This window comes from Sphingobium yanoikuyae (assembly GCF_034424525.1).
Lineage (GTDB): Bacteria > Pseudomonadota > Alphaproteobacteria > Sphingomonadales > Sphingomonadaceae > Sphingobium > Sphingobium yanoikuyae.
Genome location: NZ_CP139979.1, coordinates 24,609 through 45,880 on the forward strand (window position 1 = coordinate 24,609; position 21,272 = coordinate 45,880).

The following is a 21,272-nucleotide window of genomic DNA, read 5'->3' on the forward strand; positions in this document are numbered from 1 at the left end:
GCCGCTTGTTACATGGGCGTGACAAGCGGCTGATATTCAGAGAATTTCCAGAACCTTGTCCTGGGGGCGGCAGAAGCGCACGCCCTTTTCGGTTTCGACGAAGGGGCGGTTCACATAGGCCGGATTGGCCGCCATCTCGTCCAGGATCGCATCCGCCGTCATGTCCGACAGGCCGCGTTCCTCGGCATCGGTGCCCATCTTGCGGACCGCTTCGGCCGGAGTCATCCCGGCGTCGGCGAACAGCTGGGCCAGCTTGTCGCGGGTGAAGGGGGTCTTGAGATATTCGACCACCTCCACCTCGACGCCGGGCGTTTCCTCAAGGATCGCCAGCGTCTTGCGCGACGTGCCGCATTTGGGATTGTGCCAGATGGTGGCCTTCACTGGCCATCCTCACGGGCAAGCCATTCTTCCAGCCACTTGATCGTATAGTCACCGTTGAGGAATTCGGGATCCTTCAGCAGCGCCTGATGCAGCGGGATGGTGGTCTTCATCCCTTCGATCACATATTCCTCCAGCGCGCGGCGCAGACGCATGATCGCGCCCTCGCGGGTGCGGCCATAGACGATCAGCTTGCCGATCATGGAGTCATAATAAGGCGGCACCTTATAGCCCTGATACAGGCCGCTATCGACGCGGACATGCATGCCGCCCGGAACATGATAGCTGGTGACGGTGCCCGGCGAAGGCGCGAAGGTCTTGGGATCTTCCGCGTTGATGCGGCATTCGATCGCATGGCCGGTGAAGCGGATATCTTCCTGGTTCACCGACAGGGGCTTGCCTTCGGCAACGCGGATCTGTTCGCGCACCAGGTCGAGGCCGGTGATCATCTCGGTCACCGGATGTTCCACCTGCAGGCGGGTGTTCATCTCGATGAAGTAGAATTCGCCATTTTCCCACAGGAACTCGATGGTGCCCGCGCCGCGATAGCCCATGTCTGCCATCGCCTTGGCGCAGATGCCGCCGATCCTTTCGCGCTCGGCCTGGCTCAGGACGGGCGAGGGCGCTTCTTCCAGCACCTTCTGGTGGCGACGCTGCAGCGAGCAGTCGCGTTCGCCGAGGTGAATGGCATTGCCATTGCCGTCGCCGAACACCTGGATTTCGATGTGGCGCGGATTGCCGAGATATTTCTCGATATAGACGGTGGCGTCGCCGAACGCGGCCTTCGCTTCCGAACCGGCCTGCTGCATCAGCGTTTCGAGCTGGTCGGGCGAGGTGCAGACCTTCATGCCGCGACCGCCGCCGCCGGACGCGGCCTTGATGATCACCGGATAGCCGGCAGCATCGGCAATTGCGCGCGCTTCCTCGACATCGCTCACGGCGCCGTCCGAACCCGGCACCAGCGGCAGGCCGAGCGCGCCAGCGGTACGCTTCGCCTCGATCTTGTCGCCCATGGTGCGGATATGTTCGGGCTTGGGACCGACAAAGGCGAGGCCATGGGCCTCTACGATTTCGGCGAACTTGGCGTTTTCGCTGAGGAAGCCATAGCCCGGATGAATCGCGTCGGCGCCGCTGATCTCAGCCGCCGAGATGATTGCGGCGATGTTGAGATAGCTGTCCTTGGCAGCGGGCGGCCCGATGCAGATCGCCTCGTCGGCGAGGCGCACATGCATGGCATCGGCGTCGGCGGTCGAATGGACCGCCACCGTCTTGATGCCCATTTCATGGCAGGCGCGGTGGATGCGCAGCGCGATTTCGCCCCGGTTGGCGATCAGCAGTTTTTCGATGGCCATGGGATCGCGGCCTTATTCGATGACGATCAGCGGCTGGTCATATTCGACCGGCTGGCCGTTATCGACCAGCACGGCCTTGACGGTGCCGGCGACGGGCGCGGTAATCGCGTTCATCACCTTCATGGCCTCGACGATCAGCACGGTTTCGCCGGCCTTTACCTGTGCACCGACGCGCGCGAAGGGCGCGGCGCCCGGCTCGGCCGAGAGATAGGCGGTGCCGACGATCGGCGACTTCACCACATTGCCGGCGGGCAGGGCAGGCTCGGCCGCCGCGGCGGGAGCAGCGGCCGGTGCCGCAGCAGGGGCAGCGACGGGTGCCGCTACGGCAGCGGGCGCTGCGAAGATGGGGGCGCCGCCACCGATCTTGCGCGCCACGCGAATCTTGCGATCGCCGTCCTCGACCTCGATCTCGGTCAGGTTGGTGTCGTCCAGCAAAGCTGCCAGTTCGCGCACCAGGGTGACGTCCACCTGCATCGCGCCCTTGTCATGCTTGTCGTTCATGCTTGACCCTTGTCGTCTTTCAAAATGCGTTCTGGCGGCCAGCGCCTATGCTCATTTGCGCCAAAGCGCAACTTTTGTGCGTTCTACAGTTCCAGAGCTGCTTCGAGCGCCAGCATGTAGGACATGGCGCCAAAGCCCGCGATCGTGCCCTTGGCGGCCATGCCGACATAGGATTTGTGGCGGAAGGCCTCGCGCGTGTGCGGGTTAGACAGGTGGATCTCTATCACCGGCACGGTGATGCTCTTGATCGCATCATGCAGCGCGATCGACGTGTGGGTATAGGCGCCGGGATTCATGATGATGGCGTGGGCGCCCTCGCGATGCGCCTCCTGCACCCAGTCGACCAGATGGCCTTCATGATTGGACTGGCGGAAGTCGATTTCGACATGGGCGCGGTGGGCGGCATCCTCCATCCGCTCGGCAATGTCGTCCAGCGTGTCATAGCCGTAGATTTCCGGTTCGCGGGTGCCGAGCATGTTGAGGTTCGGGCCGTTGAGAACATAGATTTTGCGTGTGTCCGCCATGGCGATCCCCCAGTCGGTCGAGACTTGTCTGTTGCGGGCGCGGCGTCGCCGCCCCTATATGCGCGCTGATCTTTAGCCCTTCGTGTCGCGCCAAGTCGAGACACGTTTCCAGCCACGAACGGGATAATGTAGTGAGCATCGACGGCACCATCTCCATCCATATCAATGGCGAGCATCGCCGCATCCGCGACGGCCTGACCCTGGCCGAGCTGGCGAGCGAGCTGGGCTTCGCGCCGGAGAAGGTGGCGGTGGAGCGCAATCTGGAAGTGGTGCCGCGCTCGACCCTGGCCGATGTGAAGGTCGAAGACGGCGACGAGCTGGAGATCGTCCATTTTGTGGGTGGCGGCGATGTGTCCCCGGTGGATGACGATAGCTGGACGGTGGCGGGCAAAACCTTCCGCTCGCGCCTGATCGTGGGCACCGGCAAATACAAGAATTTCGAGCAGAATGCCGCCGCGCTGGTCGCGTCGGGGGCGGAGATCGTCACCGTGGCGGTGCGTCGCGTCAATGTGTCCGATCCCAACGCGCCGATGCTGACCGACTATATCGACCCGAAAAAGGTCACCTACCTGCCCAACACCGCCGGCTGCTTCACCGGTGAGGAGGCGATCCGCACCCTGCGCCTGGCGCGCGAGGCGGGCGGCTGGGAACTGGTGAAGCTGGAAGTGCTGGGCGAAGCGCGGACGCTCTACCCGGATATGGTCGAAACACTGCGCGCGACCGAGGTGCTGGCCAAGGAAGGCTTCAAGCCGATGGTCTATTGCGTCGACGATCCGATCGCGGCCAAGCGGCTGGAGGATGCCGGCGCGGTCGCGATCATGCCGCTGGGCGCGCCGATCGGGTCGGGCCTGGGCATCCAGAACAAGGTGACGATCCGCCTGATCGTGGAAGGCACCAAGCTGCCGGTGCTGGTCGATGCGGGCGTGGGTACCGCGTCGGAAGCGGCGCAGGCGATGGAACTGGGCTGCACCGGCGTGCTGATGAACACCGCCATTGCCGAGGCGAAGGACCCGGTGCTGATGGCCGCAGCGATGAAGGCGGGCGTCGAGGCCGGCCGCATGGCCTATCGCGCCGGCCGCATGGGTAAGCGCATGTATGCCGACCCGTCGAGCCCGCTCGCCGGCCTGATCTGATTCCAGGGCGTCGCGGCGCGAGATTTGACGCGACAGTCGAAGTTCACAGTGTCGTGGGGGTGATTCCGGGGCAATGCGCCAGGAACGCGCCCGCGACGCGACAGCGAAGCGACAGTCGTGCGACAATCGGGTCACGATGACGCGCGTCCGACGCGACACTGGGGCGACAGTGAAGCGACGCCTGGGCGGCGCATGGCCGGTTGCTTGGGTGCGGATATCCCATCCCCAAAGTAAATCAGAATGAGGGCGTGTAGGACAGGCTGATGGAAGGCGCGCCTTGTAGCGATGCCCGCTTTGATTTTATGAGCTCTACATATGAAGGAGGCATCGATGGCGGGGATCAGCAAGACTGTGCGATGGTTGCTCCTGCTGTGCTATTTAAGCATGCTTGTCGGCCTTGGGCTTCAACGATTTGACGGCGGGCTGGCCGGCAATTGGAGCATCGTGCTGCTGAGTTTCGCGATACTCAATCTTGCATTCATGTGGGATGGTATCGTCCGCTTCGTGAAGAAATAGCGGACGGCCTGCTGACCGGCTATTCCTTAAAGTCGGCCGCATCTAAATCCCATCCTCGCTCCGCAACTCCAGCCGGCTGGCCCGGTCGAAGATCGCAAGCACCAGCGGGTCGGCTTCGGCGGCGCGGACGGCGACGTGGAAATCGACCGGGGGCATGAGCGGGGCGCCGGGCACCGGGACCAGTCGGCCTTCGGCCAGTTGCTGGCGGGCCATCGGCCGGGGGAAGATGCCGATGCCGCCGCCTTCCAGCACGATGTCGATCATGGTGCGGACATTGTTGCACAGGTTGAGCGGGCAGTCGGCCAGGTCCGACGCGGCGATCGCGTCCTTCATGATGCGATAGAGCGGCGACAGGTTGGTGAGCGACCAGATTGGCGGGCGGGTGGCCGCCATGGTCGCGACGGCCGCGGGGCTGGCGAGCCAGAGCAGGTCGACGTTGCCGATCGGCGCGGTGCGCAGCATCGGATGGGCGATGCGGCCGGCGGCGAAGGCGAGGTCGGCATGGCCCGAGGCGAGCTGCTGGATGAGGTCGGCGGTGAGCGCGATGTCGACCTCCAGGCTGACATGGGGCAGGTCGCGGCCAAGCTGGGCGACGAAGCCGGGCAGGCAGCTGGCGGCGGCAATCTCGCCTGCGCCGATGCGGACGATGCCGGTCGCGCCGGATATGTCGCTGCAGCCCATCAGCACGCCCTGAAAGCGCGTCCAGAGCGGTTCGCTCTCGCGCACCAGTTCGCGCCCGGCGGGGGTAAGTGCCATCGTCCGCCCCTCGCGCCGGAAGAGCGCGGTGCCCAGATGGCTTTCCAGTTCGCGCACCCGCGCGGAAATGGCCGGCTGGGTCGTGTTGAGGCGCGCCGCCGCCGCCGCGAAAGTGCCCAGCCGCGCGATCCAGAGCAGGGTTTCAAGATGGTAGAAGGCGATGCGATTGATAGACATTGTTTGGGTTTAACTGAAAAAACAAATCATTGGTATTGATCGGTTTGCCTGCCTAGTCTGCGCCGAAATTTCAAAAGGATGGATGCCGATGGCCAAGAAGCTCTACCCCGATGCCGCCGCCGCGCTGGAGGGGCTGCTGTTCGACGGCATGCATCTGTGCGCGGGCGGCTTTGGCCTGTGCGGCATTCCCGAGCGGCTGATCGATGCGATCCGCGATTCGGGGGTCAAGGACCTGACCATCGCCAGCAACAATGCCGGCATCGACGGCGAGGGGCTGGGCAAGCTGCTGCGCACGCGCCAGGTCAGGAAGATGATCTCCTCCTATGTCGGCGAGAATAAGGAGTTCGAGCGGCAATATCTGGCGGGCGAGCTGGAGGTGGAATTCTGCCCCCAGGGGACGCTGGCCGAGCGCTGCCGCGCGGGCGGGGCGGGCATTCCCGGCTTCTATACCAAGACCGGCGTCGGCACCGCGGTGGCCGAGGGCAAGGAAGTGAAGAGTTTCGACGGCCAGGACTATATATTGGAGCGCGGCATCTTTGCCGATGTCGCGATCATCAAGGGCTGGAAGGCCGACGAGAGCGGCAACCTGATCTTCCGCAAGACCGCGCGCAATTTCAACGCGCCGATGGCGACGGCGGCGAAGATCTGTATCGCCGAGGTGGAGGAAGTGGTGCCCGTGGGCAGCCTCGACCCCGATGCGATCCATCTGCCGGGCATCTACGTCAAGCGGATGATCGTCGGCGCGCCCTATGACAAGAAGATCGAGTTCCGCACCGTGCGCCAGAGGGACGCGGCCTGATGGCGACGATGATGCGGCTTGCGCCGGCGCTGTTGCTGGCGCCGCTGGCGGCCTGTGCGACCACCTCCGCGACGACAAGTGCGACGGGTCCGGCGCCGGTGACGCCGACCGGGCCGGCGGTGCCGCCGACGGGCATGCAATATCTTTATGGATCGGGCGAGGCGGCGGCGCTGTCGCGCCAGGCCTGGACCGCGCTGGTGGCACATACTGCCGCCGTCGTGAAGGCGCGGCCTGCCGATTCTGTCGTGCTGGCCGACGGCGCGAGCCTGGATGCGCCCAAATATGTGCCGTGTGGCAACCGGCCGTTCGCCGCCGTGTTCGACGTCGACGAGACGGTGATGCTGAACACCGGCTTCGAATATCATGATGCGAAGACCGGGAAGGGCTATGATGCCGCCGACTGGGACGCGTGGGAAAAGACCGGCGAAGGCGCGGTCGGCCCGGTGCCGGGTGCGGACAGCGGCCTCAACGCGCTGCGGGCGATGGGCGTGACCGTGATCTTCAACACCAACCGCTCGGCCGCCAATGCCGATGCGACGGCGCGCGCGATCAAGGCGGCGGGGCTGGGCGAGGCGGTGCATGGCACGACGCTGTATCTGGCCGGCGACGATGCGATGGGATCGCGCAAGGATGGCCGGCGCTGGACGATTTCGCGCAGCTATTGCGTGATCGCGCTGGGCGGTGACCAGCTCGGCGATTTCACCGACCTGTTCAATGTGGGGCAGTCGGTGCCGGTGCGGCGTGCCGCGACCGAAGGCCCGGGAATCGCGAAACTCTGGGGCGCGGGCTGGTTCGTCCTGCCCAACCCCGTTTATGGCAGCGGCCTCAAGGGCGGCTTCGACGATGTTTTTCCTGCCGACAAGAGGTGGGCGCCGCCCGCCCAAGGGGAGAAGTGATAATGGCCTGGACCCGTGACGAGATGGCCGCGCGTGCGGCGAAGGAGCTGGAGGACGGCTTCTATGTGAATCTGGGCATCGGCATCCCGACGCTGGTGGCGAACCATATTCCCGATGGCGTGGAAGTGACGCTGCAGTCGGAAAATGGCATGCTGGGCATCGGCCCCTTCCCCTATGAGGGGGATGAGGATGCGGACCTGATCAATGCCGGCAAGCAGACGATCAGCGAGCTGCCGCAGTCGGCCTATTTCAGTTCGTCCGACAGTTTCGCGATGATCCGCGGCGGGCATATCGACCTCACCGTCCTTGGCGCGATGGAAGTGGCCGAGAATGGCGACATCGCCAACTGGATGATCCCCGGCAAGATGATCAAGGGCATGGGCGGCGCGATGGACCTGGTCGCGGGCGTCAAGAAGATCATCGTGGTGATGGAGCATACGTCCAAGAATGGCGATCCCAAGTTCATCCCGGCCTGCACCCTGCCGCTGACCGGCAAGAATGTGGTCGACATGATCGTCACGGACCTGTGCGTGTTCCAGCGTCCCGACCATGACAGCCCGTTCAAGCTGGTTGAACTGGCACCGGGCGTGACCGCCGAGGAAGTCGCTGCTAAGACGACCGCCCATTATATCAGCTAAGGGCGTTTCATGAGCCTCGACGGCACCTATGACGAAGCCAATATCTTTGCCCTGATCCTGCAGGGCAAGATCCCGTCGACCAAGCTGTACGAGGACGAGAAGACATTCGCCTTCCTCGATATCATGCCGCAGACGCGGGGCCATGCGCTGGTCATTTCCAAATGGTCCAAGGCGCGCAACCTGCTGGAGATGGAGGATGAGGCGCTGGGTGAGGTGATGGCGACCACCAAGAAGGTCGCCACCGCCATCCGCAAGGCGCTGAACCCCGACGGCATCCAGATCGCCCAGTTCAACGGCGCGCCGGCGGGCCAGACGATCTTCCACCTGCACGTCCATATCCTGCCGCGCTGGGAGGGCGACCCCAAGGGTTTCACCGCCCATGGCGCCGGTGCGCAGGCGGACAAGGATGCGCTGGCGGCGCTGGCCGAAGAGATTCGCGCGCAGTTCTGACGTGGCACTCAAACCCTTCAAGGCGCCGGGCGCGCGGCTGGCGCTGCGGTCCAAGGCGGCGAACAGCTATCTGACCGGCGATCGGGGCGGGGCCGAGGTGATCCTCGACATCTCGCGGCTGCTCTCGCGTGCTTTCCACCCGACGCCGACCGGCATCGACCGGGTCGAATATGTCTATGCCCGCGAATTGCTGGAGCGGATGCCCGATCGGTTGGCCTTTGCCGCCGTTCATCCGGCGGGCGGCTATTATGGGCGCTTGAATCACGCTGCCGTGCGCCAGTTCCTGGCCTTCACCGCGGCGAAATGGCGTAATGTGGATTCGCCCGACGAGCGCAAGGAGCGGGCGGCGGTGATCCGCCACATGTTCGCGACGCGCCCGCGCCCGGTGCCCAAGGCCAAGGGGCCGCGCATCTATCTGCAGGCGTCGCCCCATCATCTGGACGATGCGGCGCAGGTAGGGGCGATTTTGCGGGCGGAGGGCGCGAAGTTCGTCACGCTGGTGCATGACGTCATTCCGCTCAGCCATCCCGAGTTCGCCCGGCCGCAGGGCGCGGACGAGCATCGTCGCCGGCTGCGCAGCATCGACCTTTATGCAACCGGCATTATCGGCAACAGCCAGGCGACGCTGGACGCGCTGGAACCGCATCTGTCGAACGGCCTGGCCGATCGCCAGACATGCGTCGCCCATTTCGGCGCCGATCCGCCCGATGTGTTTGGCGGTTCCGGCACGGCGATCCCGCAGCGGCCCTATTTCGTCTATCTGTCGACTATCGAGCCGCGGAAGAACCATCTGCTGCTGCTCAATATCTGGCGGCGGATGGTGGACGAGCTGGGTGATGCGGCGCCGATGCTGGTATTGATCGGCCGGCGCGGCTGGGAAAATGAGAATGTCATCGACATGCTGGAGCGGGGCGAGGCGCTGCGCGGCCATGTGATCGAGGCCGGCGAACTGCCCGACAACCAGATGCAGGATCTGGTCGCGGGCGCGCGGGCGATGCTGATGCCATCCTTCGCCGAAGGCTTCGGCATGCCGGTGGTCGAGGCGCTGTGTGCCGGCGTCCCGGTGATCTGCAGCGACATTTCGGCGCATCGCGAAGTCGGCGGGGACGCGCCCGATTATATCGATCCACTCGATGGCATGGGCTGGATGCGGATGATCCATGCCTATGCCGCAGCGGATTCGCCGCAGCGGGCAGCGCAACTGGCGCGGATCGGCGGATGGCATGCGCCGACCTGGCGTGACTATTTCGACATAGTGGCGGAACTATTGGAAGATGTGACAACTTCTGTTCCTTGACCGGGAATCGGTCGGCGATCATGGATGGTCAGATAAGGCAGCCGGATCAGGGGGATATGTGACCGGGGGTTGGTGGAACATGGGTGTGAGCCCGGTATGCCCGATGGAGCCGGGCGCTCTGTGAGCGGTCCGCCGTTCCTGCGCTCGCCGCCGTTTCCAGGCGTTGATTCGAATGTAGCGGCCATCAGCCGTGCCGTTGCTGGCGGCACAATCTCGACGATATCCGAAGCGCTGCTCGACAGCATCGCGGACGAGAGGGTCGGCGGAGATTTCTGGGGACATAGGCCGTCCGGCCTGCATATCGTTGCGCGGGAAGGCGTTAAGATCGCGCCGGAGGCCTGCGCCGGGCTTCTCGCCGGCCAGATCGGCATTCTGCCTTTGGGACGGCAAGGCCAAGGCACTGTGTTCGCGGGCGTCGGGACGCTTCTGCCCCATGATTGCGATCCCTGGGCCCTGGTGGCGCAGGTGCGCGCCGTTCATGCTGCACCTGATGATGATCTGGTGATCGTTGCCGGCCTGCTCGACGTGCCGGCTTTCGGCCTGGATGGCGAGCGGCATTCGCGTGAAATGTTGCGCGCTGCGGCACGGGCGCGTCTGGCTGCGGCCGAATATCGCGACTGTTTCAGCGGTCAGCCGGTCGATGCCGCACATGCCGTCGCCCAGCTTGCCGATTGGCGCCGCCATATCGATGGTAATCGGACGATCGTGGCGGCGAGCGGCATGGCCTTCTGGAAGCGAGAGGCGATGCGGCATTTTCTCTGGAATGGGTTGGACAGTCCTCCCTTCATGTCGCCGGCGCGCGGATTGGCGCGGGCGCGCAAAAAGGGGGCGGCGCTGGCCATCTGGCCGTCGCGTGTGCCGTCCGACATGGTCAGGGATGCGACCGACAAAGATGTTGCGATCGCTCGTGTCGAGGACGGCTTTTTGCGTTCCCGCGGGTTGGGGGCGGGGCTGCATCCGCCTGGATCGGTGGTGATCGATCATAGCGGCATCTATTATAATGCCCGCAGCCCCAGTGATCTGGAAACGCTGCTTGCCACGCATGGGTTCGCGCCTGCGCTGGTCGATCGGGCCCGGCGGCTGCGTCATCGCATATGTGCGGCAGGCGTCACGAAATATGGGCAGCGCGCCGGACAGATGATTGACCTGCCGGCCGGCCGGCGCACGGTCCTGGCCGTCGGGCAGGTCGATGACGATATGTCTGTCCAGCTGGGTGGCGCGGGTGTGGGCGGCAATCTGGATTTCCTCGCTCGCGTCCGAACGGCCGAGCCGGACGCCTGGATCGTCTATCGCCCCCATCCCGATGTTCAGGCGGGGCATAGAAAGGGGCATTTGAGTGATGCCGTCGTGCTGCAACATGCCGACGCGATCGACAGTGGTGCGCCCCTTATGGAACTGGTGCAGCGGGTGGACGAGGTGCATGTCCTCTCTTCGCTGACCGGCTTCGAAGCATTGATGCGGGGGCGCCCCGTAACCGTTCATGGCATGCCCTTTTATGCCGGCTGGGGCCTGACTCGCGATCTGGCCAAGGCGTCGCCCAGAAGAGGTCGCCAGCTCGACGTGGATCAGCTTGTGGCGGGCGCCCTCATTCTCTATCCTCGCTATCTTGATCCGTTGACGCGCTTGCCCTGTGGTCCAGAATTGATGGTGGACCGTCTGGCAAGTGGATCGACGCCACCGATGACCTGGCTCATCCGGTTGCGGGCGCTACAGGGGAAGCTACGAAGATTTATGACTTTGTCTGCTGAGTTCCTTCATGGCTGAACCATCGTCAAAGACATTCCTGTTCTTGCAGGGGCCCCACGGTCCGTATTTCTGGATGTTGGCCAACGCGCTGCGAGATCGCGGTCATGCTGCATTACGGATCAACATAAATGGCGGCGACAAGGTGGACTGGCCGGGCGAAGCCACGGACTATCGTGGGACGTTCCGGAACTGGCCGCTCTTCTTCGATGATTTCATCGTCAATCAGGGGGTCACTGACCTTATATTATACGGCGATTGCCGTCCCTATCACGCATCGGCACATGGCATGGCGCGGCTGCGCAACCTGCGTGTCCATGTCGTCGAAGAAGGCTATATCCGACCGGATTTCCTGACATTGCAGGATGACGGGGTGAACGGTAATTCAACCCTGCCGCTGGACCCTCAATGGTATCTGGATCAGGCGCGCAGCTTGCCCGATTATGATGCAACGTTGCCGCAAGTGCCCTCGACCTTTCGGGCGCGGGCGCGCAACACGATGCGCAATGGGCTCGCCTCTGCCTATATGCGCCCCTATTTCCCCTTTTACCGGACCCACAGGCCGCATAGCTTCCTGATGGAATCGGTGGCCTGGTGCCGCAAGCTGGTCATGCGACGTGGCGACGCGCAACGATCGGAGGCCGCCTGGGAGAGGGTGAAGGATCAGCCCTATTTCACCCTGCCGCTGCAGTTGAATTCCGACTATCAGATTCGGGTTCATTCGCCTTTCGGCAATATGCGGGCGGCCCTGCGCTTCGTCATCAAGAGCTTCGCGCGACACGCGCCGGATCATGTCTCGCTGGTTGTGAAGCGCCATCCTCTCGATCCGGGGGTGGTGCCATGGCATCGGCTGACCCGTCGTCTGGCGGTTCAATATGGGGTGAAGGACAGGGTCATCTATCTGGCGGACTGGGACATTGCCGAGGTCGTCGAACGGTCGCTTGGTGTAGTCACGGTCAACAGCACGGTCGGGACCTTGGCGCTCAACAGTTCCCGATCGGTCGTGGTACTTGGTCATGCGGTCTACAAGGTTGCCGGCATGGTGCATACCGGAGGGCTAGACAGTTTCTGGGCCGCGCCTGCGCCGCCGGACATGGCGCTCTATTCCGCGTTCAAGCGGGTGCTTGCGGACAAATGCCTGATCCGCGGTGGCTTGCTGTCGCGGGAGGGGCTGGAAATGCTGGTGACGAACGCCGCCGATCGGCTCTTGCGGCCGGAGCGGGAAGGCCGCAAGCATGCGGTGCGTCGTCAGCCCATTTTGAAGGCCGTGCGCGGGGATGCGGCCTGATCGGCGGTGCCGGTTGTCGCTCCGGTTGATAGGATGTCGCCACGCGACGCAGCAGTTTGAAGGTTCTGGAAATAGCCGATGATCAAGTTCGAGAATGTGAGAAAGATCTATGAAGGGCGGGGCTTTCATAACCTGGTCCTGTATGATCTGAACTTCACGATCCCCAAGCGTGTCAGCCTGGGCATTTGTGGTGCCAATGGCGCGGGCAAGTCGACCTTGATGCGGTTGATTGCCGGCGCGGAATCCCCCACGTCCGGGCGCGTGATCCGCAAGATGGCGACGAGTTGGCCGCTGGGCTATACTAGCGCGTTCCAGTCCAGCCTGAGCGGGGCCGACAATGTGCGCTTCATCGCCCGCATCTACGGTAAGGATGTGAAGGAACTTCAGGACTTCGTCGAGGAATTTGCGGAAATCGGCCCCTATTTCCGGCAGCCGACGAGCACCTATTCGGCCGGCATGGTCGCGCGCCTGGCCTTCGCGATTTCGCTGGCGATCCGGTTCGAATGTTATCTGATCGACGAAATCACGGCTGCGGGCGATGAACGCTTCCGGGTGAAGTCGGAAAGGGCGCTTGAAGAACGGCGGAGTGAATCGGCGATCATCATGACCAGCCATGTTCCCGAAACCCTGCGTGCCTATTGCGAGACCGGTGCGGTGCTCTTCAACGGGGCGCTGACCTTCTACGATACGATCGACGAAGCGATCGACGTGCATATGTATTACCAGCGATCGTCACGCAATGATCGGGCGGTTGCCGAGAAGCGGCGCTAGGCTGAGCGCGAGCGGCAAAGGAAAGGGCGGCAACCACGCGGTTGCCGCCCTTTCCTTTGGCAGTCTTTCCAAATCTGCTCGATTTCCTGATTGCCACCGCGAAGGGGCAATTTGGCCGCCTTCCCCTCGTCAAATATCTCGACGAGGGGTGATCGACGTTCAGGCCGGGCTATGCTCCGGGATCAGACCGCTGATATGGAAAGCCAGGTTCCGGTAGTCGAGATTGCCAATCTCGTCGGAGGGGCGCCAGGTTTCGGATTCGAAATGCAGTGCAGTGCCTGCCTCGACACGTTCGATGGGGAGTCGGGTCTCGCCGGGCGGGATGGTGAGATCCTGCGCCTTGCCGCCGCCGAGCCGCAGCTTGGCCTGAATGTCCTTGGGACGGAAGTTCTGGATCAGAAGTGCGGCGCCACCGCTGCCGACTGGCTCGTTGAAGATCAGTGAGGTCGAGGCATTGGCCACGATATAATCGCCGTCCAGTTCTCCGCCCTCGATCACGGCATGCCGGCTGAGCCATTTCGCGCCCAGTGCTTCGTCCTTCGAGGCAACGACAAACTGGCCGATGGGATCGGGGAAGTCCGTGATTTCGACGTTGAAATGGGCGCGCTCGAAGCATTTCACCAGGAAGTCCTGCGACCAGCCGCTTTCGAACCAGCCATGCTTGTGAATGCAGTAGACCGACATCGGATCGAGGCGGAGCCCCCAGTGCGGCCACCAATGGGTGTTGATGGGTTCGCCGCAGGCCACGACCTTGCCGCCGGGGTTGAGCATGGATGCGAGGCGCTCGATCAGCGTCCAGGGTTCCACCGCATGGTGAAGGCACTCGTAGAACAGGAACATGTCGACCGGGGCCGACGGCTGGTAGCTGTCGAACGAGGCATGGACAGCATTGATGTCATAACCGTAGCGCAGCGAGCGATCATGGACCAGCGAGACGAAATCGCGGTTGATATCGACCGCTTCGACATCGAGGCCGAGATAAGCGCCCAGTTCGGATGAGAGGCCCCAGCCGCAACCCATGTCAACCAGTCGGGCACCACGCTTTGGTCGGGCGAGGCGCATGGCCGTGGCCAACTGTACGATCTGCGTGGCCAGCATCCCCGGATCGCCGTGATTATAGGGGTTGCGGGCGCGCACATGGCTCGCCTTGTCGAAGATGGTGTGCTCGTTGATGCTCTGGTCCAGCTCTCGACCGGACATTTCCTTGTAGAGCGCGATCTGGGCATCGTAATATTCGCGGGAGAACGGGTCCAAGCGCGTATCGACCCGAACCTTTGGCTGGTAGACGACACCACGCCAATATTCGTCCACGCGCGGATCACCGGGACCACCAAGGGAATCGATTGTGCTGACGAAATTGGGGAGGTCGTCAGGACCGAGGATACTCATGAACATCTCCAAAGATTATATTGTCAGCACCCATCGGACTCATGCCCGGACCAGCATGTCAGAATATTTGATCTTGTTGATTGTCGAGCCGGGCAAAAGCATGGATCACGCCGTTCGAAGCGCCTCCTGACCGCAAACGCCGCGAGGGCGAAGCGGGGCGCGATCTTTGCCGCGATTGAGAACGCCGATGGCGAACACGACAAAAAGCCAGTTCAGGGAAGGGTAGAAAGCGTATTTCCCCAAAGGACCTTGGCATGTTTCCATGGCATTTGCCTAACCCACTTCCGAGCGCGCTGCAATTGTCTAGCTTTATCATTGAGCGCTATTCGGGCGACATTGCGTGTAGAAAATATGATGTGCGGCTGGCACATCTTCATGCTTCAGCTGCTGCCAGCACATCCATGCTGCGAAAATGCGCGCGCCGTGTCCCGCGACAGTGGAAAGAAACAGGCGCGAGGCACGACACCAATGACGCGCCCGTTGTCAGACCAGCCGGAAACTGATGGCGACAGCGGCAAGGGTGACCAGAATCAACAAGGATCCGACCGCCAGCATGGTGGCGCGTTCCCAACTGAATTCGGTGCCGCCATGACCCTGGGCAAGCGCAAATTCCGCACGCGACTTGTTGAGGGCTGCTTCGGTCATCATCTGCTTCATTCGCAGGTCATCAAACAGATCGTTCAATAACCGGCGTTCGGCGACGAGGAAGGGCTCGACTTGTGGCTGAAGCTCTATTGCGTGCCGAATGGACATCAATGCCTCTTCCCGTTCGTCTGCCATTTCCTGGAAATAGGACAGGGCAGCCCAGAGATGGGCATTGTGGTGATAGCGATCCACGATCGTCTTCATGAAGGCGACGGCATCCAGCGGAGCGCCGCTTTCGCGAAGCGTATGGCAGTAGGCTATGCCGATTTCCGGCCGATTTTCGACCTCATAGGAGCGCTTAAGCAATCTTCTAGCTGCGGGGAGTTGCCGCTTGGTCAGCGCGTCATTCCCCAGCACATAGAGTGCCGTTGCCGACAAATGCCTGTTCGCCCGAAAATGGCGATTTACGTCCAGGATAGTGCCTTCGCCCATGGCGATGACCAAGGCCACAAGCGTACCGCTCTCTTCAAGCGAGTAACGTGCCGGGCTGCCGGTATGAGGCGTTTTGAAGACCGTCGCGCGGGAAAACAGAGTGCTGGCCTGCTGGAAGTTTTCAACCTGGGCCGGCACGCAGGGGTCATAGATCATGGTGATCTGGGCCTGGACCGGCTTCGCCAGGGCGCAGTCCACTGTCATGTCGGGTGACACCGCCAAGATGGTCACGTTGGAGAAGGCCGAAAACAGCCGCAATGCAGCAGTTGCTCCAGCTTCCGTCCCCAGGACGGTGACGCTCTGATATTGGGGAATCTGATCGCAGACGGTCGCGATGGTCTCGGCCGTGAGGTCCGCATAGCCCATGTCGCTGGCTTGCTTTATGGCGAGAACATCGAAACCTTCGGTCCGCAGCCGATCTTCGTAATAGCCAAATCCGTTGACATCGCACAGGGCTGGCGGCGCGAACGTAACCGCCAACCGGTTGCTGGGCATGTCTCCACGGATGAATTCGATAAGGCTGTTTTCATTCTGGAAGAGAATGGTGCGCCCCGCTGCCGGCGTCGGCTGCAGCGAGGTCTTTCTTGATCGAGCGGCCGGTCGCTCTGTCATCACCTTGTTCGCCATTGCCATCAGGCTGCCTTGACCTTGTTGCGTTCGACATCGTCGCGGCGAAGGGCCCCGACATCATGCTGGAACTGGATGCCGGTAATTGCGGGGTGCTGCCAGATCGTCTTGCCCGGTTCGGCCGTAACAATCTGTCCCTTGACCGGAAAGGCGGCCATCAGCGCTTCTTCATCGATCGAGACGGGCTTCCAGTGGCGATCAATCGCTTTCATCACGTCCTGCCAGTCACTTTCCTCGTCGCGCGGCTGAACATAGAGCGGCAGACGCGTACGGCCGATGCCGGTATAGAGGTCGCGGATACGCAGGTCGAGCCAGTCTGCGTTCAGCGGCTCGCCCCGGAATCCACGGCCAGGTTCGGTGCCTCGCGTGGCGAAATAGAGGCAGGGGATGCCATAGCTTTCCGCAACCACCATGCCGTGAAGGCTGGTCGACACAATCCGCTTGCAGGAGAGGATCTCGTCGAACTTGTCCTTGAGCCCTTCGGGATCGATGCTGGTCAGCGTGTTGATGATGCGAATGGACGAGCGCAGAGATTCAGGAATCCGAGCACGGATCACATGCTCCGCCGCGCCGGCATCCAGCGCGCGACCGTCAAGTTCGGACAGGTGCAGGATGACGCCAAGCTCGTGGGTCTTCTCCACCTTGGGATTGTAGAAGCGGGGCATCAGCCATACGGGATCGCCGAACGCCGTATTGGGGCCGCCGCCGAGCAATTTCTTGGACACCTTGCCGCGCGTTGCCGAGACATGCACCTTGGTACCGGGCGAAAAGTTGAACGGAATGCGTTCGTTGGCAGGCGCGCCGGGGTTCTTCCACTGCGAGCTCCCCGTGCCCCAGAAGAAGATGGTGCCATTGTCGAAGCCGTGGCCAATGGTGCCAACCGCGCCCAGCCGGATCGACTGCGACTTGGTGGGGATGCGCTGGATCGGCAGGCCGGACATAAGTGCGACCATGACGGGGCTGAGAGCATCGCCCCAGTTCAGATAATTCATATCCGTCGTCGCGCCGGCCCAGGACATGGGGAGGACGCCTTGCTGATCGACGACTTGTTGCAGTTCGTTCAAAGCTATTTCTCCATCATCTTGGCGACGTTTGCGCCTTTTCGCGAATACTGCACATATGGCCGAAGTGTTTGTCCTGCTTGATTTTGACACCCCGCAGTGAAGCCATAAGCGAGTTAAAATGCCAAAGCTAGAGCGCTTCCAATTGGGAGCCATTTGGGAGGATGCGATTGGGCTTGTCGCAAGCCCTTGCCGATAGAGCTATCTGCGGCCATCAGTGGTGGATGGATGGTGTCGTGCAGTCCGACGATTGGGAAAAGATCGGCGAGGGTGCCAGTGCCGAAGTGTGGGCGCTGGATGACAGGCGCGTGCTCAAGCTCTTTCGTGCAGACGTGAACGATGTTCCGATCGCCCTGGAACAGGCTGCAGGCCAGTGGGCGGATGCGCAGGGATTGGCGGTAGCGCGGCCGAGCGGCCGCATCAGGCTGGATGGGCGAGAGGGGATCATGTTCGAGCGCGTCCATGGCATCGACATGCTGACGGCGATCCTGCGCAAGCCTTTCCGCATGTGGCGGCTGATCGCCCGTATGGCACGCCTGCAAGCGCAAATGCATCGCATGCCGGGGAGCGAGATATTGCCACGGCAAATCGACGTATTGCGACACCGGATACAGCGATCGCAAGCCGGTGATGCGGCGATCCAGAAAGCCTGGCGGCTGGCCGAGATTCTGCCGACCGGGGATCGGTTGACCCATGGCGACTTCCATCCGGGCAACCTGTTGCTGGCCGAGCGTGGCATAGTTGTGATCGATTGGGCCCAGGCTTCCTCGGGCATGCCGGCCGCTGACGTCGCGCGCACCGAACTGCTGTTGCGATTTGCAGGGGCGGGACGCAAGGGAGCATCCCCGCTCGCGGCGCTCATCACGGCGCATTGGTATCGGCACTGCTATAAACGATACTCGGGCATGTCGACCGCGGCAATCAATGCCTGGCGATTGCCGGTGGCCGTTGCCTGGTATCGCGGGCAAGCAGGCTTGCCGCAGGAACGGCTGGCAAGATGGATAGGCCGGCTGGTGCATGCGCAACCGCAATAGTCGGCGAATGTTGGCCGTCGGTCAGCTGTGCGCTTGTTCGTGGAGGGGCGAGCCTAGCTCGCCCCTCCAGCATCTCATCCGGCAATCTCGTCAAGCCGTTCCTTGTAGCGCTGTGCCAGCGCATCCATGGAATAGCGCTGAGACACCAGTTCATAGCCAGCCTTGGCACGACGTTCTGCGTCGATCGGATCGTGGCGGACCTTCTGCATGGTCTTGGCCAGTTCCTCGACGTCGATCTCGGCCCAGCAGGCGCCCGGCGCATCATAGACGAAATCGCCTGGTGCAATCGGCGTGAGCTTGGACGCGACCGGGTAGCTGGTCTCTTCCGTGCAGAAGTCCTCGGTCCCGCTATGGTTGGTGACGATGACCAGGCGCGACAGGAGCATCGCATAGGCAGGCAGGTAGCCGAAGCCTTCGGAGCGGTGCGCGCTGATCAGGGCATCGGCCATCTCGATCAGGCCAAGATATTTGGGGAACGGCATGCGTTCGTTGACCAGCAGGATGCGCGGGTCCGCGTCAGCCGCGGCAAGCACGCGGGCAATCTGTCCGGTCCGGTCGCCCGGATGCGAGAAGATGCCAGTAGTCTTGACCACCAGACGAACGTTGGGATCGTTGGGGAAGGCGCGTGCAAAGGCATCGACCACGGCTGCAGGATTTTTGCGCTCCACCCAGCTGTCGATATCGAACGAGGTTACGAAGACGAAATCATCCTCGTGAATGCCGTAGGTCGATCGATCAAGGCGTTCGACCGGACCAAGGTCGATACCCTTGCCCATCACATGGACATTGGCGAATCCGGCATTGTGGTAGACCTCCTGCAGATAGGTGGTGGGTACCCACAATTCGTCCATCAGGGTCGCGCCGCCACGATGCTGTTCGGGCATGACCGAGGATTCCCACAGCGCGAAACCGATGCGGTAGCTGTCGGGCCGTGCGTGGGTGCTGTAGCGCGATACCAGAGCAGGAATCTCGTCGCAGTTAAGATGATAGATTTCGATCGGGCGATCAAAGCTGCGCCCATTCCCCCGCGGCGGGATGACCATGTCCGAGTCCGTGTTGACGGTTTCCACGTCAATGCCGACGCTGTCGAGTGCAGCCAGGGTCATCCGCATGTTCGTGCCCAGGCCCGAGGACGAACGCGCCCGGCCGATGACGCGAAGCGGATAATTGTCCGGCAGTTCGGGAGCCGGCAGCCAGTCATAACTGGCGCGCAGGGCGGCAATCTCCGGCGCGACGGCCTGACCGTGCGCAGTGATGTAGCCAAGGCTGCGTCCGCCAAGATTTGCCATCACCAATATTTCGAAGGGCGACACCGCGATTGACGGACCGATCGGCTGGGTCATCCAGTCCAGGATGGACTGGCCGACGAACAGGCGCCGCGCTTCGTTTTCGAGACCAAGCAGCAGCAGGTCGAAGGCATAAGCGCAACGACCGGCGGCCAGGGTCGCATCATAGCGGCTCTGATACCCGGCATCGTCATTGAGCAAGCGCGCCATGAAGCCGGTTTGCTGCGGGAAGGCTTCCTCATCATCGCAGGATTCAGGCGACGTTGCATATGCCCGGACTACCGGATCGGGCACCAGGCTGACGGGAAGATTGTGATCGATCATCACCGAGGTGATGTAGCGCCACATGAGGTTGAGGAAATCCTGATGGCGATTGAAGTGAATCGCCATATTGTCGTCAAGCGTCGCGATCATCGAGCGCGAGACCGGCATGCTGGACAGTTGCGCGGGAAGTGCGCGCGAGTTGAGCCACTGCGTCAGGCGCGGGGGCAGCGGCGGGGCGCTGTTGCGGAAGAAGCTGTTGCTGTCCTGAACCATGCGCTTGAACAGGTCGACATATTCGACCGGATCGGTGGGAAGGCCATTCCGGAAGTTTCCGAATTTTGCCGCGAAGGATTCAAAATAGGCCGACTGCCTGCGTTCCCTGTTGCGGCGCTGCATGGTCGACGTCGTCGTCGAGGAAATGACCGGCTGACGATAGGATTTTCCGCTGAGCCGCATGCGGATCATCTGGCCCAGCCGTGCGATGCCCTCATAGCCAAGGAAGTCGTAGCTGCGCAGAACCTGGGCGAGGACAGCGAGTTTCCGTCGCTCGTCATCATTGGCTGACCTGGATGCCTTGACCAGTTCGGCAATGGCGTCATTGCGCGAATTGGCGTTGTGGAAGCCGGAAAGCGGAACGGTGAGCGATGCGGCGCCGCGCTCATTGAACCAGTAGGCGCCCTCGTTCACCATGTCGATTTCGCAGGTGACCGCGCCCCGCGGCAGGTCCGCCGGCGCGATCGTGATCGAGAATTGCGCTTCCTGTTTCGGGCGAACAGGGAAAGCGTTCAATTTGCCGCGAAATTCGCAATTGGGAATGATGTTGCCGTCCGCGTCCTTGAAGTTGCGAATGCCAAGGGCATGGTTCCCGTCCCACGGCGTATCGCCATTGTTGATGATCCAGCCGCCAACGGTAAACATGTTGGGCAGCGCGCCGCTGTGATCGCGCGTCTCGATCACGATTTCATAGGCGTCGATCTTGTCCATGACGGGCTTCTTGCGGGTGCTGCGCGCGCGGCCGGCAGGAGCGATCTGCTCATCCACAAAAATCACGGCGACTTCCTCCACGTCGTTCGACGGGAGGCCCGAAAGATCGATATCGTTGGACGCATGGGGAGGCAGGCTTGGCTGGGCATGCAGAAAAGCATTTTCCGGATCCGACGGTTCGTCGGCAAGTGGAACAATGGTCACGTCTATCGTGTGAGGCCAGTCGCCAGGCACATTCGTGTCTTTAGCGAAATGATCTTCCTGCCCTTCTGCCGGACCGACATTGTCCGGCGTCAAATCAGGCGTTTCATGTTCCAGCTTGCCCGTCACT

The 21,272-nt window shown here is 62.3% G+C and carries 20 protein-coding genes; 11 read left to right on the forward strand and 9 right to left on the reverse strand.

Annotated elements, in window-relative coordinates; translation table 11 throughout:
- Positions 1 to 36 precede the first annotated feature (36 nt).
- The 4 genes from U0025_RS00120 to aroQ form a co-directional block, all read right to left on the reverse strand.
- Positions 37 to 381 (reverse strand): arsenate reductase family protein, encoded by a 345-nt coding sequence (locus tag U0025_RS00120; RefSeq protein WP_004210353.1) that lies wholly within the window; start codon positions 379 to 381, stop codon positions 37 to 39.
- Positions 378 to 1,730 carry an acetyl-CoA carboxylase biotin carboxylase subunit gene (gene accC / locus U0025_RS00125; RefSeq protein WP_004210354.1) on the reverse strand — a complete coding sequence of 451 codons (1,353 nt, stop codon included), beginning with the start codon at positions 1,728 to 1,730 and terminating at the stop codon, positions 378 to 380. Before accC ends, U0025_RS00120 begins: the two co-directional genes overlap by 4 nt.
- Positions 1,731 to 1,742: 12 nt before the next feature.
- Positions 1,743 to 2,231: an acetyl-CoA carboxylase biotin carboxyl carrier protein gene (gene accB, locus U0025_RS00130; RefSeq protein WP_004210355.1), complete on the reverse strand. Its 489-nt coding sequence runs from the start codon at positions 2,229 to 2,231 to the stop codon at positions 1,743 to 1,745.
- An 83-nt stretch (positions 2,232 to 2,314) separates the two neighbouring features.
- The gene (gene aroQ / locus U0025_RS00135; protein ID WP_004210356.1) at positions 2,315 to 2,755 is read right to left on the reverse strand and encodes a type II 3-dehydroquinate dehydratase; all 441 of its coding nucleotides are present in this window, start codon (positions 2,753 to 2,755) and stop codon (positions 2,315 to 2,317) included.
- A 131-nt stretch (positions 2,756 to 2,886) separates the two neighbouring features.
- Here aroQ and thiS point away from each other — a divergent pair, with 131 nt between their 5' ends.
- Positions 2,887 to 3,888, forward strand: a complete 1,002-nt coding sequence (gene thiS / locus U0025_RS00140; RefSeq protein WP_004210358.1) for a sulfur carrier protein ThiS — start codon at positions 2,887 to 2,889, stop codon at positions 3,886 to 3,888.
- Between the two features lie 330 nt (positions 3,889 to 4,218).
- Positions 4,219 to 4,404: a hypothetical protein gene (locus U0025_RS00145; RefSeq protein ID WP_004210360.1), complete on the forward strand. Its 186-nt coding sequence runs from the start codon at positions 4,219 to 4,221 to the stop codon at positions 4,402 to 4,404.
- A 42-nt stretch (positions 4,405 to 4,446) separates the two neighbouring features.
- Here the strand turns inward: U0025_RS00145 and U0025_RS00150 are convergent, their stop codons facing one another.
- Positions 4,447 to 5,337, reverse strand: a complete 891-nt coding sequence (locus U0025_RS00150) for a LysR family transcriptional regulator (protein ID WP_004210362.1) — start codon at positions 5,335 to 5,337, stop codon at positions 4,447 to 4,449.
- A gap of 88 nt (positions 5,338 to 5,425) precedes the next feature.
- Here U0025_RS00150 and U0025_RS00155 point away from each other — a divergent pair, with 88 nt between their 5' ends.
- The 8 genes from U0025_RS00155 to U0025_RS00190 all read left to right on the forward strand — a co-directional run bounded on the left by U0025_RS00155 (position 5,426) and on the right by U0025_RS00190 (position 13,219).
- Positions 5,426 to 6,136 carry a CoA transferase subunit A gene (locus U0025_RS00155; RefSeq protein WP_004210363.1) on the forward strand — a complete coding sequence of 237 codons (711 nt, stop codon included), beginning with the start codon at positions 5,426 to 5,428 and terminating at the stop codon, positions 6,134 to 6,136.
- Entirely contained in the window at positions 6,136 to 7,032 is an 897-nt protein-coding gene (locus U0025_RS00160; protein ID WP_004210365.1) for an HAD family acid phosphatase, read from the forward strand. Before U0025_RS00155 ends, U0025_RS00160 begins: the two co-directional genes overlap by 1 nt.
- Before the next feature lie 2 nt (positions 7,033 to 7,034).
- Complete coding sequence (locus tag U0025_RS00165) at positions 7,035 to 7,670, forward strand: CoA transferase subunit B (RefSeq protein ID WP_004210374.1); 636 nt, start codon at positions 7,035 to 7,037, stop codon at positions 7,668 to 7,670.
- A 9-nt stretch (positions 7,671 to 7,679) separates the two neighbouring features.
- Positions 7,680 to 8,120, forward strand: coding sequence for an HIT family protein (locus tag U0025_RS00170; RefSeq protein WP_004210376.1), 441 nt, complete (start codon positions 7,680 to 7,682; stop codon positions 8,118 to 8,120).
- A gap of 1 nt (position 8,121) precedes the next feature.
- On the forward strand, positions 8,122 to 9,417 hold the full coding sequence (locus tag U0025_RS00175) for a glycosyltransferase family 4 protein (protein ID WP_037490946.1): 1,296 nt from the start codon (positions 8,122 to 8,124) through the stop codon (positions 9,415 to 9,417).
- A gap of 120 nt (positions 9,418 to 9,537) precedes the next feature.
- Entirely contained in the window at positions 9,538 to 11,181 is a 1,644-nt protein-coding gene (locus tag U0025_RS00180) for a capsular polysaccharide export protein, LipB/KpsS family (RefSeq protein WP_004210378.1), read from the forward strand.
- Complete coding sequence (locus U0025_RS00185; protein ID WP_004210379.1) at positions 11,174 to 12,448, forward strand: capsule biosynthesis protein; 1,275 nt, start codon at positions 11,174 to 11,176, stop codon at positions 12,446 to 12,448. The genes U0025_RS00180 and U0025_RS00185 overlap by 8 nt, the downstream gene beginning before the upstream one ends.
- A gap of 78 nt (positions 12,449 to 12,526) precedes the next feature.
- Positions 12,527 to 13,219, forward strand: coding sequence for an ABC transporter ATP-binding protein (locus tag U0025_RS00190; RefSeq protein ID WP_004210380.1), 693 nt, complete (start codon positions 12,527 to 12,529; stop codon positions 13,217 to 13,219).
- Positions 13,220 to 13,378: 159 nt separating this feature from the next.
- Here the strand turns inward: U0025_RS00190 and U0025_RS00195 are convergent, their stop codons facing one another.
- The 3 genes from U0025_RS00195 to U0025_RS00205 form a co-directional block, all read right to left on the reverse strand.
- The gene (locus tag U0025_RS00195; RefSeq protein WP_004210381.1) at positions 13,379 to 14,608 is read right to left on the reverse strand and encodes a class I SAM-dependent methyltransferase; all 1,230 of its coding nucleotides are present in this window, start codon (positions 14,606 to 14,608) and stop codon (positions 13,379 to 13,381) included.
- A 483-nt stretch (positions 14,609 to 15,091) separates the two neighbouring features.
- Positions 15,092 to 16,318: a tetratricopeptide repeat protein gene (locus U0025_RS00200; protein ID WP_004210382.1), complete on the reverse strand. Its 1,227-nt coding sequence runs from the start codon at positions 16,316 to 16,318 to the stop codon at positions 15,092 to 15,094.
- The gene (locus tag U0025_RS00205) at positions 16,318 to 17,466 is read right to left on the reverse strand and encodes a polysaccharide pyruvyl transferase family protein (RefSeq protein WP_217653169.1); all 1,149 of its coding nucleotides are present in this window, start codon (positions 17,464 to 17,466) and stop codon (positions 16,318 to 16,320) included. Before U0025_RS00205 ends, U0025_RS00200 begins: the two co-directional genes overlap by 1 nt.
- A gap of 83 nt (positions 17,467 to 17,549) precedes the next feature.
- Between U0025_RS00205 and U0025_RS00210 the strand changes: the two genes are divergently transcribed.
- Complete coding sequence (locus U0025_RS00210) at positions 17,550 to 18,407, forward strand: phosphotransferase family protein (RefSeq protein WP_323156745.1); 858 nt, start codon at positions 17,550 to 17,552, stop codon at positions 18,405 to 18,407.
- Between the two features lie 74 nt (positions 18,408 to 18,481).
- Here U0025_RS00210 and U0025_RS00215 read toward each other — a convergent pair whose 3' ends face one another.
- Complete coding sequence (locus tag U0025_RS00215) at positions 18,482 to 21,271, reverse strand: glycosyltransferase family 4 protein (protein ID WP_004210385.1); 2,790 nt, start codon at positions 21,269 to 21,271, stop codon at positions 18,482 to 18,484.
- Position 21,272 lies beyond the last annotated feature (1 nt).

What these genes read in the sequence shown, in the direction of transcription:
- accC (WP_004210354.1), bottom strand. Translation starts at nt 1,730, where the DNA reads ATGGCCATCGAAAAACTGCTGATCGCCAACCGGGGCGAAATCGCGCTG.
- accB (WP_004210355.1), bottom strand. Translation starts at nt 2,231, where the DNA reads ATGAACGACAAGCATGACAAGGGCGCGATGCAGGTGGACGTCACCCTG.
- aroQ (WP_004210356.1), bottom strand. Translation starts at nt 2,755, where the DNA reads ATGGCGGACACACGCAAAATCTATGTTCTCAACGGCCCGAACCTCAAC.
- U0025_RS00145 (WP_004210360.1), top strand. Translation starts at nt 4,219, where the DNA reads ATGGCGGGGATCAGCAAGACTGTGCGATGGTTGCTCCTGCTGTGCTAT.
- U0025_RS00150 (WP_004210362.1), bottom strand. Translation starts at nt 5,337, where the DNA reads ATGTCTATCAATCGCATCGCCTTCTACCATCTTGAAACCCTGCTCTGG.
- U0025_RS00155 (WP_004210363.1), top strand. Translation starts at nt 5,426, where the DNA reads ATGGCCAAGAAGCTCTACCCCGATGCCGCCGCCGCGCTGGAGGGGCTG.
- U0025_RS00160 (WP_004210365.1), top strand. Translation starts at nt 6,136, where the DNA reads ATGGCGACGATGATGCGGCTTGCGCCGGCGCTGTTGCTGGCGCCGCTG.
- U0025_RS00165 (WP_004210374.1), top strand. Translation starts at nt 7,035, where the DNA reads ATGGCCTGGACCCGTGACGAGATGGCCGCGCGTGCGGCGAAGGAGCTG.
- U0025_RS00170 (WP_004210376.1), top strand. Translation starts at nt 7,680, where the DNA reads ATGAGCCTCGACGGCACCTATGACGAAGCCAATATCTTTGCCCTGATC.
- U0025_RS00185 (WP_004210379.1), top strand. Translation starts at nt 11,174, where the DNA reads ATGGCTGAACCATCGTCAAAGACATTCCTGTTCTTGCAGGGGCCCCAC.
- U0025_RS00190 (WP_004210380.1), top strand. Translation starts at nt 12,527, where the DNA reads ATGATCAAGTTCGAGAATGTGAGAAAGATCTATGAAGGGCGGGGCTTT.
- U0025_RS00195 (WP_004210381.1), bottom strand. Translation starts at nt 14,608, where the DNA reads ATGAGTATCCTCGGTCCTGACGACCTCCCCAATTTCGTCAGCACAATC.
- U0025_RS00200 (WP_004210382.1), bottom strand. Translation starts at nt 16,318, where the DNA reads ATGGCAATGGCGAACAAGGTGATGACAGAGCGACCGGCCGCTCGATCA.